The organism is Bradyrhizobium sp. SZCCHNR1093, from assembly GCF_032381175.1.
GTDB lineage: Bacteria > Pseudomonadota > Alphaproteobacteria > Rhizobiales > Xanthobacteraceae > Bradyrhizobium.
Map to the genome: position 1 here is coordinate 503722 of NZ_JAUHJJ010000001.1, position 18857 is coordinate 522578.

At 63.8% G+C, this 18857-nt stretch carries 21 protein-coding genes; 8 read left to right on the forward strand and 13 right to left on the reverse strand.

Going from position 1 to position 18857, the window contains the following annotated elements; translation table 11 throughout:
- Positions 1-32: 32 nt before the first annotated feature.
- The 4 genes from QX070_RS02465 to QX070_RS02475 all read right to left on the reverse strand — a co-directional run bounded on the left by QX070_RS02465 (position 33) and on the right by QX070_RS02475 (position 1958).
- Entirely contained in the window at positions 33-731 is a 699-nt protein-coding gene (locus QX070_RS02465; RefSeq protein WP_315734543.1) for a GIY-YIG nuclease family protein, read from the reverse strand.
- A 121-nt stretch (positions 732-852) separates the two neighbouring features.
- On the reverse strand, positions 853-1179 hold the full coding sequence (locus tag QX070_RS33005) for a DUF4926 domain-containing protein (RefSeq protein ID WP_409997682.1): 327 nt from the start codon (positions 1177-1179) through the stop codon (positions 853-855).
- Between the two features lie 97 nt (positions 1180-1276).
- Entirely contained in the window at positions 1277-1600 is a 324-nt protein-coding gene (locus tag QX070_RS02470; protein ID WP_315734545.1) for a DNA-binding transcriptional regulator, read from the reverse strand.
- Positions 1584-1958 (reverse strand): type II toxin-antitoxin system RelE/ParE family toxin, encoded by a 375-nt coding sequence (locus QX070_RS02475; RefSeq protein WP_315734547.1) that lies wholly within the window; start codon positions 1956-1958, stop codon positions 1584-1586. Before QX070_RS02475 ends, QX070_RS02470 begins: the two co-directional genes overlap by 17 nt.
- Positions 1959-3051: 1093 nt before the next feature.
- On the opposite strand from QX070_RS02475, the gene QX070_RS02480 reads away from it, so the two are divergent.
- A complete protein-coding gene (locus QX070_RS02480; protein ID WP_315734549.1) occupies positions 3052-5220 on the forward strand; it encodes a malate synthase G in 2169 nt (722 codons plus the stop codon).
- Between the two features lie 73 nt (positions 5221-5293).
- Here QX070_RS02480 and QX070_RS02485 read toward each other — a convergent pair whose 3' ends face one another.
- Positions 5294-5449 (reverse strand): Thivi_2564 family membrane protein, encoded by a 156-nt coding sequence (locus QX070_RS02485; protein ID WP_315734551.1) that lies wholly within the window; start codon positions 5447-5449, stop codon positions 5294-5296.
- A 174-nt stretch (positions 5450-5623) separates the two neighbouring features.
- On the opposite strand from QX070_RS02485, the gene QX070_RS02490 reads away from it, so the two are divergent.
- A complete protein-coding gene (locus QX070_RS02490; RefSeq protein ID WP_315734553.1) occupies positions 5624-7717 on the forward strand; it encodes a HAMP domain-containing methyl-accepting chemotaxis protein in 2094 nt (697 codons plus the stop codon).
- 13 nt (positions 7718-7730) lie between these two features.
- Here the strand turns inward: QX070_RS02490 and QX070_RS02495 are convergent, their stop codons facing one another.
- The gene (locus tag QX070_RS02495; RefSeq protein ID WP_315734555.1) at positions 7731-8387 is read right to left on the reverse strand and encodes a DUF2865 domain-containing protein; all 657 of its coding nucleotides are present in this window, start codon (positions 8385-8387) and stop codon (positions 7731-7733) included.
- A gap of 15 nt (positions 8388-8402) precedes the next feature.
- On the reverse strand, positions 8403-9149 hold the full coding sequence (locus tag QX070_RS02500; RefSeq protein ID WP_315734557.1) for a L,D-transpeptidase: 747 nt from the start codon (positions 9147-9149) through the stop codon (positions 8403-8405).
- A 222-nt stretch (positions 9150-9371) separates the two neighbouring features.
- On the opposite strand from QX070_RS02500, the gene QX070_RS02505 reads away from it, so the two are divergent.
- The 3 genes from QX070_RS02505 (at position 9372) to QX070_RS02515 (ending at position 11489) form a co-directional block, all read left to right on the forward strand.
- Positions 9372-10490 carry an AI-2E family transporter gene (locus QX070_RS02505; protein WP_315734559.1) on the forward strand — a complete coding sequence of 373 codons (1119 nt, stop codon included), beginning with the start codon at positions 9372-9374 and terminating at the stop codon, positions 10488-10490.
- Positions 10491-10570: 80 nt separating this feature from the next.
- Positions 10571-10942 carry a YqjD family protein gene (locus tag QX070_RS02510; protein ID WP_315734561.1) on the forward strand — a complete coding sequence of 124 codons (372 nt, stop codon included), beginning with the start codon at positions 10571-10573 and terminating at the stop codon, positions 10940-10942.
- Positions 10943-11045: 103 nt separating this feature from the next.
- Complete coding sequence (locus QX070_RS02515; RefSeq protein WP_315734563.1) at positions 11046-11489, forward strand: hypothetical protein; 444 nt, start codon at positions 11046-11048, stop codon at positions 11487-11489.
- Between the two features lie 73 nt (positions 11490-11562).
- Here the strand turns inward: QX070_RS02515 and QX070_RS02520 are convergent, their stop codons facing one another.
- Positions 11563-12000: a hypothetical protein gene (locus QX070_RS02520; RefSeq protein WP_315734565.1), complete on the reverse strand. Its 438-nt coding sequence runs from the start codon at positions 11998-12000 to the stop codon at positions 11563-11565.
- Between the two features lie 420 nt (positions 12001-12420).
- Here QX070_RS02520 and QX070_RS02525 point away from each other — a divergent pair, with 420 nt between their 5' ends.
- On the forward strand, positions 12421-12861 hold the full coding sequence (locus tag QX070_RS02525) for an energy transducer TonB (RefSeq protein WP_315734567.1): 441 nt from the start codon (positions 12421-12423) through the stop codon (positions 12859-12861).
- Between the two features lie 86 nt (positions 12862-12947).
- Here QX070_RS02525 and QX070_RS02530 read toward each other — a convergent pair whose 3' ends face one another.
- Positions 12948-13751, reverse strand: a complete 804-nt coding sequence (locus QX070_RS02530) for a response regulator (protein WP_315713838.1) — start codon at positions 13749-13751, stop codon at positions 12948-12950.
- A 196-nt stretch (positions 13752-13947) separates the two neighbouring features.
- Here QX070_RS02530 and QX070_RS02535 point away from each other — a divergent pair, with 196 nt between their 5' ends.
- Together QX070_RS02535 and QX070_RS02540 are read left to right on the forward strand one after the other, a co-directional pair.
- Positions 13948-14184, forward strand: a complete 237-nt coding sequence (locus QX070_RS02535; RefSeq protein ID WP_315734569.1) for a NepR family anti-sigma factor — start codon at positions 13948-13950, stop codon at positions 14182-14184.
- The gene (locus tag QX070_RS02540) at positions 14185-14733 is read left to right on the forward strand and encodes a sigma-70 family RNA polymerase sigma factor (RefSeq protein WP_006612137.1); all 549 of its coding nucleotides are present in this window, start codon (positions 14185-14187) and stop codon (positions 14731-14733) included.
- Between the two features lie 142 nt (positions 14734-14875).
- On the opposite strand, the gene QX070_RS02545 is transcribed toward QX070_RS02540, so the two are convergent.
- From QX070_RS02545 to QX070_RS02560, 4 genes are all read right to left on the reverse strand, one after another.
- A complete protein-coding gene (locus QX070_RS02545; RefSeq protein ID WP_315734572.1) occupies positions 14876-16531 on the reverse strand; it encodes an HWE histidine kinase domain-containing protein in 1656 nt (551 codons plus the stop codon).
- Positions 16532-16827: 296 nt separating this feature from the next.
- Positions 16828-17451 (reverse strand): urease accessory protein UreG, encoded by a 624-nt coding sequence (gene ureG, locus QX070_RS02550; RefSeq protein WP_315734574.1) that lies wholly within the window; start codon positions 17449-17451, stop codon positions 16828-16830.
- A gap of 69 nt (positions 17452-17520) precedes the next feature.
- Positions 17521-18249: an urease accessory protein UreF gene (locus tag QX070_RS02555; protein ID WP_409999153.1), complete on the reverse strand. Its 729-nt coding sequence runs from the start codon at positions 18247-18249 to the stop codon at positions 17521-17523.
- Positions 18230-18847 (reverse strand): urease accessory protein UreE, encoded by a 618-nt coding sequence (locus QX070_RS02560; RefSeq protein WP_315734578.1) that lies wholly within the window; start codon positions 18845-18847, stop codon positions 18230-18232. The genes QX070_RS02555 and QX070_RS02560 overlap by 20 nt, the downstream gene beginning before the upstream one ends.
- Positions 18848-18857: the final 10 nt, after the last annotated feature.

Below are 18857 nucleotides of genomic sequence, written 5' to 3' on the forward strand. Positions count from 1 at the left end.
CGGGGCGACATCCAGTGCCTGACGATGATGCGCTACTGGTATCTTCGCTTCTTAAACGCCGCTACGTCCGCGTTAGTCAGCTTAAACCACTCACCGTTCGCTCGCTTGTCTACGAAGCGACGATGCCAATATGCCTCGATGCCTGCGGGATCATCGGTGCGGATCGAGTGAACAAGCGTTGCGGCTTCGGGAAGAGCGATACGAATTTCTTTGACTCGGCGTTCCAATTCATCGTTGCGGCCAATTTTGTAGTGGGTACTGGATTTTATGAGATAAACTAGACCTTCCCTCGAGTTGGTCGGAGTTTCGGCCTCCACTTTCTGGCCGAGCATCTGGACGATATCGTCGTATCCCGGCCTGCCCTCCAACCATGCCCTGAGGTTCGAGATCAATCCCTCTTTTGATCCAAAATAAGAGTGGATTGTCTTCTCGTTCGGGAAGTCCTCGCGCTGCCGCCTGAACATCCGAATTTCCATAATGGTCGGCAGCCGCTTATAGTATCGGGCCGCTTCCACGAAGCTCGCCAGAATATGATCGGCCTCAGACTTACCTTGAAACTTGTTCGCCGCGTAGCCAGCCTCGGCTAGGGCATCACTCCAACGAGCCCAATACAGGCCGCGCCAAGTCCCCTCGGTAATGCCGGTTGCGCTCTCGAACGCGCGAACACCTGGAGCCTGACCGCCGTTAGCCTCCGCAAGTCTCTTTATTTCACTCGAGATTCTGGCGCGCATTGTCAATTTCTACGATTTATCGAGTCTGCTGCGAGAATACTCTATTTGAGGCCCGCTTGAGTAAGCAAGATTGCGCTGCAAACTCCACAGACCGTAGAGCCGGCGAGACGACGCGCGCCGATCATTTCAGTCGCCAATCACTTCGAGCAGGCACCGCGTGTCGCGAGAGCTCACGCGGGCTCCCTTTCACGAACCATCCTTCGTATGGGATCATCAACTCGATGTCCTCAGGCACGACGTCATAAAGCCCGGCATGCTCTCCGTCAGAAAAGAACTCGACCAGATATGCCGGCGGCCTGGAACGATGATCGATCACGATGGTACCTTGCGCGCCGATCGGAAGAGGTATGGTTGGCACCAACCTCCGAAGACGAACGACGTCGTACTCCCTGAACAGCCGCTTCCGCCGCCGGAGGCTCGCAAGGCAGGCTCGGAAAGTGCGGAACACGTGTAGCTCCGTATCAGCAACAGCGATACCGAAGGCCAGACCTATATATCGCCCCGTTCACGCTGGTTTAGCCGCCCGCCACGAGGTACTGACTGCATCAGGCGAGGATCTTCAACCCGTGCTTCTGGACGATTGTCAGCAGCTTGAGCGCCATGCCGCTCGGCCGCTTGGCTCCAGTCTCCCATTTCTCGATGGTGCTTTCGCTCGTATTGAGATATCGGGCGAACACCGGCTGACTGACATTGTTGGCCTCACGGAGCCGCTTGATCTGAGCAGGCTTCATTTCACTGGCGACGGCTAGATGACGGGAATCGAAGTCCCGCATCGTCGCCTTGTCGAGCGCGCCGACTTTGTGAAGCATCGTGGCGGACGAATGAAGCGCTTCCGAGAGGTCGCTCTTGAACCTATTTTTTTTCGTCATGACAGATCTCCACCAAGTCTTCGTCCGCCAGGAGTTGCGCGAGTTGTGCGCTATTCAATGCGGCATAGCTCTTTGCGAGAGTTCGGAAGTCTTCCAGCTCATCATCGTCGATGTTCGCTCTATCCTTCTTGGCGAATAGATATTCGTAGATCCAGTATCGACCGCTCTTGGCGAGGATGATGCTCCGGTGCATGTTCTTGTTCAGACGCTTCTTGAAGACCCCACCTCCCAGATCGTCAGCCTGGCCCTTGATGACTGCCTCGACGGCCTCGCAGAGCTCGATGTCCCTGATACGAGCCTTGCGTGCCGCCTTCGAGAACCATGCGGTTTTGAAAACTCGCTTGAATTGGCCAGCCATGGCTTTATATAGCACCAGGTGCTACAGATTTCAACGCGTACCTCTCGCACGGAAAAGCCTGTTTCCCTCGTCCGGCCAAGCTGATTTGCCCTATCCAGTCCTCGGCCCAAAAATATTCCTCTTTCCTTTTTTCCGAATTCATGCTTATCTCTGCGCATCCCGTCCCACACGAGGGACAGTTCGCGACCGTCACGGACGTCGGGTGCGGGATGCGGTGGGCGCTTTGGGCTGCGGCGTGAGCAATCATGTCGACGGACAGTCCCGAGGCGCACGGCCAAGCCGTGGGGTCCTGGCATCCCGATGCTGATGCCACGCTTGCGATGACGCCAATGCGTCGCGCGGGCAACGGTGACCAGAAAGCCCGGCGCACCGGGGAGACCACGGAGCAACCGTAGAGCCATCGCGCAGGGAAGGCCGGATGTCCGGCTCGTACCTGTGGTTCCTGCCGCCTGCATTTTTTTCTGCAGGCGGGCCATGGGTGCAGCCTGCACCCGGCCTTCCCTGCGCCTCTCGTCATCGAGGGGCGGCACGTCAGCAAAGCTCGGACGCGATCACGCGCCGCGAGGACGAAGTCGCATGAGCCATCACCTCCACGAGCGATCACCTTCGTTGAGTTGTCCGCAGCCGTTTGGTGTACCTCGGAACGCCATTTGCGGCACGCTTTGCGTTGTCACCCTCCCCTGGAGGGGGAGGGTCGGCGCGCGTCGCGGCAGCGATGCGCGGCGGGGTGGGGTGATGCCACGCGCACCGGCGCTCGTGGAGAGATCACCCCACCCCGCCTCGCATCTCGCTTCGCTCGTTGCGAGTCGACCCTCCCCCTCCAGGGGAGGGTGGCAGCGTGCCCGATCCGAGAGCTCCGCACGGTTGTGGGCTCGCGGCCGAACTCTGAGGCGGTCCTGCGAAATTACTTGGCATCACTCCGCCCGGAACCAGCCCGCCTGTCCGCTGCCCCCCGACCAACTGCGATACCCCTCCCCCCTTTCGTGGCCCCCGCTTTGGCGCTAAATGCACTGCACACGCCGCCTTCGAGGCGGCCATTTCAGCACGCCAAGACACGCGCAACGTCGCCCTTATTCGAGAGAAACGTCTCATCATGACCCGTATCGACGTCCATGGACTGAAGATCGCCCCCGTTTTGTTCGACTTCATCGCCAAGGAGGCCGCGCCGAAGACCGGGATCGATCCGGACGCGTTCTGGGCCGGCCTCAGCGCGATCCTGCGCGATCTCGCCCCGAAGAACCGCGAGTTGCTCGCCCTCCGCAATGCCCTGCAGGACAAGATCGACGCTTGGCACCTCGCCAACAAGGGCAAGGCCTTCGACCTCGGCGCCTACACCGCGTTCCTGAAGGAGATCGGCTACCTGCTGCCGGAGCCCGCGACCCACAAGGTCGAGACCGCCAATGTGGACGAGGAGATCGGCAAGATCTGCGGCCCGCAGCTGGTGGTGCCGCTGACCAATGCCCGCTACGCGCTCAACGCGGCGAATGCGCGCTGGGGCTCGCTGTATGACGCGTTCTACGGCACCGACGCCATCCCGCACGATCCGAGCGAGTCCGGCAAGGGCTACAACAAGGCCCGCGGCGACAAGGTGATCGCCAAGGCCAAGGCGTTCCTCGACGCCGCCGTACCGCTCGCCACCGGCAGCCACACCGACGTGACCGCCTACAGCGTGATCGCCGGCCAGCTCTCCGCCAAGCTGAAGAGCGGCAACGCCACCGCGCTCAAGAACGCCGACCAGTTCGCCGGCTACCAGGGCTCGGCCGACGCCCCCTCCGTGATCCTGCTCGCCAACAACGGCCTCCACGTCGAGGTCGTGATCGACCGCAGCCACATCATCGGCAAGGACGATCCGGCCGGCGTCTCCGACATGATCCTGGAGGCCGCAGTCTCGACCATCCTCGACATGGAGGACTCGGTCGCCGCCGTCGACGCCGAGGACAAGGTGCTGGTCTACCGCAACACGCTCGGCCTGATGAACGGCACGCTGTCGGCCGATTTCGAGAAGGGCGGCAAGACGCTCACCCGCGCGCTGAACAGCGACCGCAGCTACACCACGCCGTCCGGCGGGACGCTCACCTTGCACGGCCGCAGCCTGCTGCTGATCCGCAATTGCGGGCACCACATGTTCACCGACGCCGTGCTCGACGCCAAGGGTGAGGAGGTGCCGGAGGGCATTCTCGATGCCGCCGTCACCGGCCTCCTGGCGATCCACGACCTCAAGAGCAACTCCAAGGTTAAGAACAGCCGCACCGGCTCGATCTACATCGTCAAGCCGAAGATGCACGGCCCGGACGAGGTGGCGCTCACGGTCGAGCTGTTTTCGCGCGTCGAGAAGCTGCTCGGCCTGCCGGAAAACAGCATGAAGGTCGGCATTATGGACGAGGAGCGCCGCACCACGGTGAACCTCAAGGCCTGCATCCAGCAGGCGTCCAAGCGCATCGTCTTCATCAACACCGGCTTCCTCGACCGCACCGGCGACGAGATCCACACCTCGATGGAAGCGGGTCCAATGATCCGCAAGAACGAGATGAAGGCGCAGCCCTGGATCAAGGCCTATGAGGATTGGAACGTCGACAACGGCTTGACCTGTGGCCTGCCCGGCCATGCCCAGATCGGCAAGGGCATGTGGGCCGCGCCGGACAAGATGGCCGACATGCTGGCGCAGAAGATCGGCCACCCGCAAGCCGGCGCCACCACCGCCTGGGTGCCGTCGCCGACGGCAGCGACGCTGCACGCCTTGCACTATCACCAGGTCAACGTGCACGCCCGCCAGGACGAGCTCGCCAAGGGCGGACCGCGCGCCAAGCTCGGCGACATCCTCACCATTCCGGTGTCGCAGTCGAACTGGGCACCGGACGACGTGCGCCAGGAGATCGACAACAACTGCCAGGGCATCCTCGGCTATGTCGTACGCTGGATCGACCAGGGCGTCGGCTGCTCCAAGGTGCCTGATATCCACGACGTCGGCCTGATGGAGGACCGCGCCACCTTGCGGATCTCCAGCCAGCATCTCGCCAACTGGCTTCACCATGGGGTCGTCACCAAGGAGCAGGTGATGGATTCGCTGAAGCGCATGGCCGTCGTGGTCGACAAGCAGAACGTCGGCGACGCGCTGTATCAGCCGATGGCGCCGTCGTTCGACGGCGTCGCCTTCAAGGCAGCCTGCGACCTCGTGTTCGAAGGCCGCACCCAGCCGAACGGCTACACCGAGTACATCCTCACCGCCCGGCGCCGCGAGGCCAAGCAGAACGAGAAGGCTTAGGCCAGACGTCACAAAGCCCCGGCGATCCGCCGGGGCTTTTTTTGATCAGGCGAGAGGTAACATGATCCTCAGATCATATGACCGCGATGTAGCGAAGCAGCGAGATCACGCCGAGCACGATCACGACGACGCGGCAGATCTGCTTGGCGCGGCCGTCGATCGGCAACAGATTGATCAAATACAGAATGAGGATGACGACGAGGAAGGTGACGAGAGCACTGATGAGCATGGGAGTCCCCTGGGAGATGAAGAATGCGCTGGCGCTGTGGAGCTAACCCGCTCGGCGGCTTGCAGTTCCCGGGTCGGAACTTTGGCCACTCCGTTTTCTCCGTAGTTCCACGGACCCACCTCGCATTCAGTTCTTTACCGGTTTGCGGTCGAATGCCGGGAACCGGAGATCAAAATGTTGAATCGCCTGACCATTTCTTCATTGCTGAAGACGGTCATCGCCACCGCCGCCCTCGCCGTCGTCGCCCTCTTCTCGCTGAACGCCTGGAATTCCTGGAGCAGGCTGCAATCTGCCCAGCGGATCGCACGCGTTGCCGAAGTCTCGGGCGTCTTGTTCAAGGCCATGAACAGCATGCGCAGCGATCGTTCGACCACGATCCGCGTGCTGAATGCCGATCAGGCCATGGATGCCGACACCGAGAAATTCCTGCGCTCCGCCCGTGGCATCTACGTCCCTGCGCTGGACCGCAGTCTCGATCTGCTGCAAGGCATCGACTTCCAACAGAACCAGAGCCTGGTTGCCGACCTCGACCGGCTCAACAAGACGCTGACCGCGGAGCACAGCGAGTTCTGGACCGAGATCGTCAAGCCGAAGGCGGCCCGCCGCGCCGGCCTGCCCAAGGAGTATGGCGAGACGTTCGACGCGCTACTGGTCCTGCTCGACAAGATCACGGTCAATATCGCCGCCAGCGTCAATCATCAGAGTGCGACCGTCGATCAGCTATTGATGATCAAGCAGATGGCCTGGCTGATGCGCAACACGGCTGGTGAAGCATCGCTCGTCGTCAGCAATGCGCTGACGGCCGGCAAGGTGTCGCCCGAAGCGGTGCTGGCCTACACCAAGCAGGTCGGCGGCGTCGATGCCGCATGGAAGGCGGTCCAGCTCGCCACCTCCGGCATGAGCTTGCCGCCGGCGCTCTCCGCAGCGATGTCGGGCACGGAGCAGGCCTATTTCACGCCGGAGTATGCCGGCCTGCGCGAGCGTCTGCTGGCAGCGGTGCAAAAGGGCGAGAAGCCTGAGCTGACGCCATATCAGTGGAGTCCGTTCTCCGTGAACAAGATGACGAGCGCGGTCGCCCTGGCCGAGGCGGCGCTCGACGCGGCCAAGGACCATTCCAGCGCGCAGCAAAGCACGGCGATGGAGTCTCTGATGCTCCAGCTGACGCTGCTGCTCCTGGCCGTCGCACTGGGCGGCGCGGCGATCGCCGCCGTGAGCGGCCGGGTGATCCGGCCGCTGCACCGGATGCGCGATGCCATGCTCGCGGTTGCAGGCGGCGATCTCGGCGTCGACACCGGCTACACCCAGCGGCAGGACGAGATCGGCGCGCTTGCCAACGCGCTCGAGACCTTCAAGCAGCAGGCCAAGGACAAGCTCGCGATCGAGGCCCAGGAGCGCGAGCGCAACGCCGCGACAGTTGCGCGCCAGCGCGCGATCGAGTCCTACGTCGCGGAGTTCGAAAGTCTGGTGCGCGGGTCGCTGGAGCAGCTCGGCCAGGCCTCCACCGACATGCAGGCCACGTCGGCCGGCCTCACCAACGTGTCGCGGCAAACCAACACCCGCGCCGAGGTCGCCGCGAGGGCTTCGAACGACGCCTCGATGAGCGTGCAGACGGTCGCCTCCGCGGCGGAGGAGCTGAATGCGTCGATCGCGGACATCTCCAAGCAGGCTTCCCATGCCGCCGGCATCGCCAGCCGCGCGGTCGAACAGGCCCGCATGACCGACGACACGGTGCAGGGGCTGGCGCAATCGGCGAACCGGATCGGCGAGGTTGTCGGGCTGATCAACAGCATCGCCTCGCAGACCAATCTGCTGGCGCTGAATGCCACCATCGAGGCGGCGCGCGCCGGCGAGGCCGGCAAGGGCTTCGCCGTCGTCGCCTCCGAGGTGAAGACGCTCGCGAGCCAGACCGCGAAGGCGACCGACGAGATTTCCGAGCAGATCGCCGACATTCAACGTGTCGCCAATGACGCGATCGACGCCATCAAGCGGATCGGCGGCATCATCGGCGAGGTCAACGAGGTGGCGACCGCGATCGCCGCTGCCGTGCAGGAGCAAGGCGCGGCGACACAGGAGATCTCGCGCAGCACCCAGTTCGCTGCAGATGGCACCAAGAACGTCTCCGACAACATCACCGGCGTGAAGTCGGACGCAGACGCGGCTGCGGCCGCCGCCGACAACGTGCGCAATGCCTCAGAGACGCTGGAGAGCCAGAGCAGAAATCTTGGTCATCTGGTCAGGGACTTCCTCAGCAAGATCCGCGCCGCCTGACGGTCTCGCAGGATCAGTCGGACGCCATCACCGGCGCGCGCTCATACTTCGCGCGCAGCGCCGCGGGCGCCGGCGAGAAGTTCAGCTCGGCGCGCTTGCCGCTGCTGGTCCGGTTGGTGACCTTGAGGCCGTCGTCGCTGGCAACGACGTCACCCTTGCGCAAGGTCGGATCGTTGGCGATCGACACCTTGGCGAGGCCGAAATGGTCCTTGCCGTTGCAGGTGCAGCCGTCGACGATTTCGGTGCGATACTTGAATGCGTTGGGCAGCGCCGAATACGGCTTGCCGCCATCCGTCTCGGCGCCGTCGATCGAGCTGCCATAGACGATCTCGGTCTTGGCCGCCGGGCAGAAGCTGTTGCAGGCGGCCTCCTTGCTCTGGTCACCGGTGGCGCCGAGCGGGAAATAGCGGCCATCACAGGTGCGCACGCACCACGCGGTGCTGCCGCCACCGGAATAGACCGGCTGGCTGCGCGGCGCTGGACGCTGCACCGGCGGCGCCTCGTCGGCGAACGGCATCCGAATATAGGGCGTCTGGCGTTGCGGCGCGTTGAAGCCGCCGAACAGCGCGGAGATAAAATCCTGCGCTCCCGCCGTGGTCGGCGCTGCCAACGCGCCCGCGGTTGCCATGGTTGCCACTGCGATGGCAGCGAGGGCACGTCGGCCGTTCATGACCCAACTCCCCGCTTAATTGACGGCCGCAACCGGCAGCGACATCGCCTGCCGCCCCGACGGCAGCGACGTCACGCGCGGCGCACGGCCGGCATTGGTGCGCGCCTGCAGCGAGGCGGCTTTCGGCAGCACGACGACCTTCGTCCCCACCTGCACCCGGCTGAACAGGTCGGAGACGTCCTCATTGGTCAGGCGGATGCAGCCCGACGACACGAATTTGCCGATTGTCGTGGGATCGTTGGTGCCGTGGATGCGATACTCGCTGGAGCCGAGATACATGGCCCGCGCGCCGAGCGGATTGCCCGGGCCACCGGCCATGAAGCGCGGCAGATAGGGCTGGCGCGCGATCATCTGCGCCGGCGGATGCCAGTCCGGCCACTCCGCCTTGCGTGTCACGGTCTGCACGCCGGCCCAGGTGAAGCCTTCGCGCCCGACGCCGACGCCGTAGCGCAACGCACGGCCGCCGCCGAGCACGTAGTACAGATAGGTGTTGCTCGTATCGATGATGGTCGTCCCCGGCGCTTCCCGCGTATCGAGGTTGACGATCGTGCGGCGCAGACGGTCCGGCAGCCGGCTGTCCTCATCCTGCACCGCAGATGCCGTCGCCTCGTCCGGCGGAAATGCCTGCTGCTCGACCGGCGCATATCCGAGAATCTGGGCGTGAGATACAGTCGCACCTGCGAGCAAGAGGACCGCGACGCCGGCGATCAGCGAAGCCGTCCGCCGCGAATTGCGGCGATGGCCGGAAGCGAGCTGTGTCATGGAATGCCCCTGTCATGCGAGCATCGCGGTGCGATGCGAGATTACCTTCCAAACGCCGAACGTCTCGTCGTAGTTCCGGCCCCCGTGTGGTCGCCCTGCGTCAGTCAAGCATGTGAGCTCTCACGTTTGCGCGACGGAACTGGATGGCCCCCCGGCTGTTACCCGGCGGTTAGATGACAAGCCACGCGAGCTGTGCGCGAACGACTCGATCGGGAGATTCATGTGCGTGTACTTCCCACCGAGCGGCTGCTCGCCAGCGGGAACGACGATTCAGCCCCGAATGAAAGTCGCCAAGAATTACCTCCCGTGATCAGACGGGTTGACGTCGTCGCCATCGCTCTCATCATCCTCACGGCCGTCTGCGTGACGGGTGTCCTCTATGTCGCCCGGGGATTTTTTCTCCCGATCGTGATGGCGTTCGTGGTCGGCACCATGCTGTCGCCGGCCGCCAACTTTCTCGAACGCTTCCACGTGCCGCGCGGCGTCGGCGCCGTGCTGATCGTGCTCGCGGTTGCGGCGGGGCTTGCCTTCATCATCGGCCTGATCTCGGCGCCGGTGCTCGACTGGACCAATCGCCTTCCCGAGCTTGCCGCCGCGCTCAAGTCGAAGCTGCACGTCTTCGATCGGCCGCTGGCGCTGTGGCACGAAATGCAGGCGGCCATCGGCGGCGGAAGCGCACCGGCCTCGGCCAGCCTCGAGCTGCCCAAATTCGATTGGGTTCAGCCGACGATCGAATTCCTGTCGCCGACCTTCACCGAATTCCTACTGTTCTTCGCCACGCTCGTGCTGTTCATCGCAAGCTGGCGCGATCTACGGCGGGCGCTGATCATGACCTTTGGTGATCACGAGGTCCGGCTGCGGACGCTCCGCATCCTCAACGAGCTCGAGCTGCACCTCGGCAACTATCTCCTGACGGTGACGCTCATCAACACCGGTGTCGGCATTGCGGCCGGTCTCGCCTGCGCCATCGCCGGCATGCCCAATCCCGCCGGCCTCGGGGCGCTTGCGGCGACGCTGAACTTCATCCCCATCATCGGGCCCATCGCCATGTTCGCGGTGCTCGTCCTGGTCGGCGCAATCGCATTCCCGACCTTGAGCGCCGGCATGGTCGCGCCCGCCATCTTCGCCGTGATCACCTTCATGGAAGGCCACTTCGTCACGCCGACCATCATCGGCAGGCGCCTTGCGCTCAACGCACTCGCGGTGTTCATCGCGCTGGCATTCTGGACCTGGCTGTGGGGCCCGATGGGAGCCTTCCTCGCCTCGCCGCTCCTGATCGTCGCCCTCATCGTGAAGGAGCACCTGCTTCCGGACGATTCGCCGCAACTGCCGGCAGACTAATTCGGTTTCCACCGTCGGAACTTCGGCCGAGACCCAGCGTTTGTCGAGCAGACGCAATCACCTTGCTCCGGGAGCTTGCCATGCCACCGACTGACGGTGAGACCGCCCTGAAGGATCTCGTCGACAAAGCGAACTACGAACGCCTGCAGAAGGATGTCCACGCCGTGAAAAACGATATCGCAGCCCTCACCGAACAGATCACCGATGCGCTCAATGCTTTCGCCGGGCAGGCCAGCAAGCAGGCCCGCAGCGGCTATCGCCAGGCACGCGACAACGTGGACCAGACGTTCGACGACATGTCCGAGCGGGGCACCGCGATGTTTGGTGCAGCCCAGGATGCCGCAAACTCACTCGAGGAGCGCCTCGAGGACGTGATCTCCCATCGCCCACTTGCCACCGTGGGTCTTGCGCTCGGACTTGGATTCCTCATCGGCGCCGCTTGGAGACGCTAAGCGGCGGCCCCTGAAATCCAGAGGCTTGTCTTGTTTCGGCGCCGCGTCTTCGGCGCCGATTTGAGTTTGTTGCGCAGATGAATGAGACGCCGAGGGTAATGACATGCTGCAGCGCCTGATTGCGGACTTCCAGGAATCGACCGGGCATGCCGTTCGGCTCACGTCGCTCACGATCGCTGCAGCGGTCGGACTGTTCGTCACCACGAGCTTTCTGTGCGCCGCAGCTTTCGTCGCCGTCCTGAATCGATACGGGCTCGTGGCCGCGTGCCTCACCGGTGCCGCCATCTTCTTCGTGGTGACGTTGATCGCCGCAATCAGCTACATGGCGCGCAAGCGCGCGATCGCGATCCGTGCCGCGCGGACCGCGGAAACGGCGCGGTCCGCGGTCCAGTCCGCTTTTGCAGACCCGATGTTGCTGGCGAGCAGCCTGCAGATCGTCCGCATGATCGGCATCAAACGGCTGATTCCCATTCTGGCTGTCGGCGGTCTGGCGCTCGGATTCATGGTCAGCCGCCAAGCGGCGGAGGAGCAAACGCCTGCGGAGTGAGGGCTGCCCTGACCGTCATTGCCCGGCGTTGATCGACTGCTTACGCCTCGGACCGGGTGCGGCGCTGCTGTAGCTAAGTCACACACCGTCCCGGTTGCAGGCGCTTGGCGATCTCCGTCAGTACCGACACCGACGGCTCGCACGCCACCGGGTGCTTGGCGGCCCTCTCGTTGCCGGTGGTGATGAGCTGCGATCCCTGCGGCGACGGCGGGGAGCCCGCGCTTACACCCGTGGGGTTGACGGGGAGCCGCACCAGGAAGGAGGTCTCCGCGAAAGCAGCCAGCTTGATCGACACAGTCTGTGACGGCGCCGCAGTACCGTTTTGGTTGGCGCGGTCAGACTTGGCGGCCCGGTTCACGTCATTCGCTGTTGCGACGATCGTCTCGCGAGTGGTGTTCTGAACCGCCAGGCCGGCGCCAAGATCATGGCCGGAAGCCAGTTGCATTGCGCCTACGAGCATGGCGGAAGCCGCAAGCGAACCCAAAACGACAACTTTCTTGGTCTGCGACATGTCTCTGCTCCCCTCGCCGCAAGGCGATCGGCATACCAACGTAAGTCGCAGGAACCGGGTTCTCGGTTGGGCAAATCACTTAACCGTGTGTAAACTGCGGCGACATTCTTCAGCTTTATGGCGTCAAAAAATTCGGTCTCACACGGAACGACTTTTCGGGTCACGCGTCATCTCGGCAGCCGGTTATTCCCCCTGCCCCATTGACCGGCGACGCGGGGCACTGCCGTGGTGATGCCGGCGGTGCCCCGCATTCTTTTCTGATCCAGCACTACCGGTCAGATCTCCGCCCACCCGTCGCGGCGCTTTATCCCCATTTCGTCTGAGGTATATGTTGGAGCAGCGCGGCTGACTTCATGGTCCGCGCGTGGGGACGAAATGCTGAGCACGTTGGATAGCGTCGGCGTATGGCGGGGGATTGGATTGGCTCTGGCTCTCGTAGGCCTCCTTCCTGCGATTGGAGCTGCCGAAAGCGCCAGGGACAATTGGATCAAGAGCCTGGTCGCGCAATTGAAGATTCAGCGCCGCTACCCGTTGCAGGCCTCGGGCGAGGGCGGAACAGCCAAGGTCCTGTTTCACATCGACCGCGAGGGTCATCTCATCTCGGCCGTGCTGGCGGAAACGACTGGCGATCCGGCGCTCGACCGGGAAGCGGTCGCCATGGTCGAGCGAGCCCAGCCATTTGCTCCACCGCCGCCGGAGCTGGCGGATGGTGATCTGACCTTTCTCGTGCCAATCGTCTTCGCGCCGCGGCGGACGTCTGAAATCTTCCAGCTCGACGAGAACAGGTTGAAGTTCCGAGAGACCAAGCCGAACGACGCGGTGCTAAAGGCACGGCTCGACGGCGTCTGCCGCGGCTGCTGATCTCGCCCTTTGTTGTTGGGGCTACAAACGAAGCCGGCGCGCTCCATGACGAACGCGCCGGGACGACATCGTACACCGTGACCTGATCAGGCCGCCGGCTTCGGCATCCGGTTGCGCGAGTTGCGCTGGAAGAAAAGAGCCTGGCTGGCGACTGCCGACACCATGGCCGGCTGGAACGGCTTGGAGATCAGGAACGCCGGCTCGGGCCGCTCACCGGTGAGGAAGCGCTCCGGATAGGCGGTGATGAAGACCACCGGAACCTCGAAGGTGCGCAGCAGCTCGTTCACGGCATCCAGGCCGGACGAACCATCGGCGAGCTGAATATCAGCCAGGATCAGACCGGGCTTCTTGTTCTTGGCGAGAGCCACCGCGTCGGCATGGGTTCGCGCCACGCCGATGACGTTGTGGCCGAGATTCTTGACCAGGCTCTCGAGGTCCATCGCGATGAAAGTCTCGTCCTCGATGATCAGCACATCGGTAGCGATTTCGGCGGCGAGCTCCCGTCCGGCGGCATCCGCCAGCCGGCGGGTTTCGGCAACGTCGATATCGAGGATGAAGGCCACTTCCTCCTCGGGAAAACCCTCGAGCGAGAGCAGCAGGAAGGCCTGGCGTGGCAAGGGCGTGATGTTGGAGAGCCGCCGCTCCGGCGGCATCGGCAGGGTCGCCACTTCGGCGTCGTCGTTGAGGGCCACCGAGTTCCAGATCTGCGTGAACAGCCGGAACAGCGCAGCCCGCGGTCCATAGCGCTCGTCCAGCAGAGCCGGATCCTGAATCAGGGCCTCGAGCATCGCTCCGACATAGGCGTCTCCGGAACCCTGGCTACCGGTGAGGGCCCTCGCATACCGGCGCAACAGCGGCAAATGTTCAGCAACAAGCTGTGATCGGCTCATCCCCACTCCATTCGGTCATCTGGGCTTCCCGCCCGGGTTCCATCATGGGCTGATTACGCCCGAACCGACGAAAAGTTCCCCAAACGCGTGGAACTTTTGTCGCCCCGTCGCATTAGTTCCCGGCAGACCCTCTCGGTGGCGAGAATAATTCTTGAAGCTTCAGGGACTTAACTCTCGGGGAAACGTGGAAAAGGTCATGAAAGATGTAAAGTCTCAAGCCAGCAAGAATGCGGCACCGCGCAAGCCCGGCGGACTGAACGCGGAAATTCAATCCAGGATCGGTCATCAACTCCGCGCGATGTACGACGACGTCGTCCGTCAGGGAGTGCCGGACCGCTTCGCGGAGTTGGTGCGGAAGCTTGATGCGCCGGCAGCACAGTCCCACGTGGAAAACGGCGGGGGATCCAACGACCAAACCGACGGGAGGGAGTGAATGCCTCTCACTGATTCCTTGCGGGACGATATCCTCGCGGCCGTCCCCAGCCTTCGCGCATTTGCGATTTCCTTAAGTGGTAACAGCGATCGCGCCGACGACTTGGTGCAGGAAACCCTGCTCCGGGCGCTGGCCAACATCGACTCGTTCCAACCGGGATCGAATCTGCCTGCCTGGCTGTTCACGATCCTGCGCAACCTGTTCCGCTCCGACTACCGCAAACGCCGGCGCGAAGTGGAAGATGCCGAAGGCAACTACGCCAAGACGCTCAAGACGCACCCCTCGCAGGGCGCGCATCTTGAGTTCGAGGAGTTCCGTGCGGCACTCGAGAAGCTGCCTCAGGACCAGCGCGAGGCACTGATCCTGGTCGGTGCATCGGGCTTCTCCTACGAGGATGCGGCAGCGATCTGCGGCTGCGCGGTGGGCACCATCAAGAGCCGCGTGAACCGCGCGCGCTCGAAGCTGGCAGCGCTGCTCTATGTCGAAGGCGCCGAGGATTTCGGCCCCGACGAGACCGTGCGGGCGGTGATCGGCGGCAGCGGCGGCTGATCAGCCAAGCCGTCGCAAACAAGCCAGCAAAGAGGCGGCTCCCGAAAGAGCCGCCTCTTCTTGTTGTTGAACTTGTTGTTGTTGAACACTTGCGCCGGGCATCGTGCGCCTTGATATCCTGTTCACTGACGAGCCCGGCGAGCTATCGCGGCGGATGCACCGGCGCGGAGAACTGCTCGGTGCGATCGCGCTCGGTCATGTCGATGACGGTCTCCATCGGAGCGGTCAGCTCATAGACATAGCTCGCCTCGGTGAAGAAGCGTTTTGACGTGCCACCGAGTGCTTCCGGCGCAACGCGATCGAGCAGGATCAGTCCGAAATCGCTGTCGGGCCGCCGCGTCGCTTCACTGGTATTCAATTCCTCCCAACGGAAGTGGAAGACGGCATTCGGCTCTTCGCCCGTCACCTCCCATCTGGCGGTGATGTGCGGGTGCTTTCCCACCAGCGAGAGGCCCTCGTCCGAGTGCGAGGCGAGTTCGAAGAACAGCAGCGACAGGCTCTGCGCGGCACGCGCGCTCACGGTGATGTCGGGTCCGTTGACCGCAATCCTCTCGGCATGCGGGATGGCGCGAGCTTCGAACAGCCCGCGCAGCTGCACGCCTTGCCACTGGCTCTCGCTGAGCAGCGTGACGACGTTCGACATCGCATGGATCCGCCCGATCAGCAGCTCGCGCGCGACGTCCATGTCGCTGCCATGACGCAGCGTTCGCGTCACGATGGACTGGATCACCGCCAGGATGTTCTTGACCCGGTGGTTCAGCTCGTCGATGACCGCGGTCAGTCGGCGCTCGAAGCCGATCCGCACCTGGATTTCGCGACTCAGGCGCAGATTGTTGTAGGCGACGTAGCCGAACAGGCCGCAGATGATGCCGGTGAGCGCCATCCCGATGACGCCGACGATCGCCGCGGTCTGTTGCGCACGCCGGACCGCATTGCTCTTGGCGTAATAGACCAACGACCAGTCGTGATTGCCGAAGGCCACGGTGCGGGTCGACGACGGAGCAGGATCGTCCGGCCCGCGGGTCCGGCTCGTCACCGCCCCCTGATCATTGGCAACCAGCTCGTCCGACGCGTTGCGCGGGTCCTTCAACGCCACCGAGAACAACGACAGATCGTCATTGGTAAGCAGCAGCGGCCCGATCTCGTACGAAAAGGTCACGAAGCCCGCCGGTGCAGTGGCGCCTTGCGGGACGACCGGGGCTGCCAGCACGATCCCGATCGGACCATCGCTCCGCACCAGCGGAGTGGGATCGGACGCAACCGGCTTGCCCTCAGCCATGGCCCGCGCGAGCATCGGTCCGACAATCGGCTGCCGGTCGAGGGCAATACCGGGAAGCTTGGAGGTCTCGGCATTGCGTGGCTCGAGATCCATCAGAACGTCCAACGGACGATCGACGTTCGGCCCCAGCGGCGTGTCATCGAAATTGCGAATGGTCGGATTCGGGAAGCCGGCCTGGCGCAGCTCGGCTTGCGCAATGGAAAACTCATCCGGCCGCAGCCGTGCGATCCACGACGCCACCACGAAGTCGGTCTTGAACGCGTAGATCGACGATCGCAGCGGCTCCAGCATATTGGCCTTGATCACGGAGGGAGCGCGGAACAGCCCGGAGGCCACCCGGGCCAGCAGCTCACGTTCGGTCAGCCGGTCCTGCACCAGGCTGGCATGGACGTCGATGGCGCGAGCCAGCGCAATGCGATCGAGCGCCAGCTCCTGGTCGTGTACGCGGTAGGCAGCCAAGCCGGATAGCGCCGTCCCGAGCAGCGCGATCAAGCCGATGATGACACCCAGCCGGAGCACTCGTTTACTCTGAGGTAAAGGGTTGGTGGCGAAGGAGACGAGTCATCCAATAACCGGGCCTGCAACTCAAGGACGCACCTCGGGGCGACGGGAGCGATCGGAGCGATCAGCGGAAAGCGATCCCAGGATACCGGCCGTCCATCGGCCGCCGAGACGCCTTGAGCAAGGCGCACCCCGGGCCGAGGCAACACCCAGGGGCTCAAGTTGTTCCGGCCGGTTGAGGCTTTTTTGCGTCTGCCATTGCAGCAGATACCTCGCGCAACGAAGAACGGTGCGACGCAGATCAGTCCCCGCGCTCACGCCGACGGCTTGAGACCACCCTTGCCTTCGATGAAGCCGATGATCCGATCAAGCCCCTGGCTCTTCTTCAGGTTGGTCATGACGAAGGGCCGTGCGCCGCGCATGCGCTTGGCATCCGTCTCCATCTTCTCCAGAGAAGCGCCCACATGGGGCGCCAAGTCAATCTTGTTGATCACCAGAAGGTCGGAGCGGGTGATACCCGGCCCGCCCTTTGACGGGATCTTGTCGCCCGCCGCAACGTCAATGACATAGATCGTGATGTCGGCCAGTTCCGGCGAGAACGTTGCCGCGAGGTTGTCGCCGCCGGATTCGATCAACACCAAGTCGAGCCCAGGAAACTTCGCGCGCATGTCGGCCACGGCTGCGAGGTTCATGGACGCGTCCTCGCGGATCGCGGTGTGCGGACAGCCGCCGGTCTCCACGCCGGCAATACGATCCGGGGTCAGCGATCCCGAGCGAACGAGAAACTCCGCGTCCCACTTGGTGTAGATGTCGTTGGTGATCGCGGCGATGTCGTAGTTCTCCCGCATCGATTTGCACAGGAGATCCATCAGCGCAGTCTTGCCGGACCCGACTGGGCCACCGACGCCGACGCGGAGCGGACCGTGAGACGATGCCATGTCATCTACCCTTCTATCGTTCGCGCGACCGCGCGGGGCCGTGATCGGAGCAACCCTTGCCCCGCTTCATCACGACCGAAACAGCCTTGTATATTGCGTCTCGTGATGAAGGCTTGCGAGATCGGCGCGGAATGTTGCGCCGCCGATGTCGTCGAGCGAGGCGAGCAGAGCGCGGTCCGCCGTCGCGGCGACGACAGGTTCCAATGCGGCGAGCACGCGCTGGCTGTCGGTCTGCCCCAACGGTACGAGACGGCTGCCGGCGGAAATCCAGTTCGACGTGACCGCGTGCAGAAAGCCGTACAGCAGGGCTGCCAGAGGAACGCCATGAAGCGCGCCGACCAGCCCCACGGCGACCGGGTAGACGATGGTCTCGCATTGCGCCACCGCCTCGTCGAGACCTGCGCTGTTCCAAGCTGACCGCGCGATCTCGACGAAGGCACGGCCCTGCGCGGTGGTTTCGAGCTGACGTTCGCGCGACGGTACGAAAGCCGCCGCGAACTCGGCCACCTCGCGGAGGCTGGTCCTGTCGTCCCGCTCGACCGCGCGATACGCGTGCGCGAGGAAAGCCGCATCGCAGAAGCCGGAGCCATTGGTCAGCATCGTCGCAAGCCAGCCGCGCAGCCCCGCCGCATCGCCAATGTCGCCCGCCTCGACGGCCCATTCGATGCCGCTCGAATAGGAGAAGCCGCCGATCGGAAACGCCGGCGACAGCCACGTCAGCAGCCGATACAGCGCGGCCGAATCCGCGGCGCTGATCGAGGCCGGCCGAAGCTCTGGCTCATTTGTGCTCGTGAGCATGGGAATGACCGTGATCGTGATGGTCATGGCCGCAGTGCTCGTCATGCACGTGATGATCATGCGCGTGGCCGTGGTCGTGGCCGTGATGCGCATGATCGTGCCCGGCATGATCGTGATGATGATCGTGGCCGTGGTGATCATGATCATCATGGCCGTGCGCATGGCTCGGCTCGGCGTAGGCACCGCCTTCCGGATCGAACGGCGCCTCGATCTCGATGACACGCGCGCCGAGACCCTTGACCATGGCCTCGATCACGTGGTCGCGGCGGATGCGCAGGCTCTTGGCCAGGATCTGCGTCGGCAGGTGCCGGTTGCCGAGGTGCCAGGCCAGCCGCACCAGGTGATGCGGATCGGCGGCGCGGATCTCGAGCAGCGGCTCGGCCGCCGCGACGACCTCGATCAGCCGGCCGTCCTCCAGCACCAGCGCATCGCCACCGCGCAGTGCGGTGGCGTGCTCGAGGTCGAGCAGGAACTCCAACCCGCGCGTTCCGGTCATGGCCAGCCGCCGCCGATGCCGGTCGTCGAAATCGAGCAGGACGGAATCGGCGGCAGCCTCGTTCCAACGATGCTGCCCAAACACGCGTGTCGCGCGGATCATGCTGAAACCC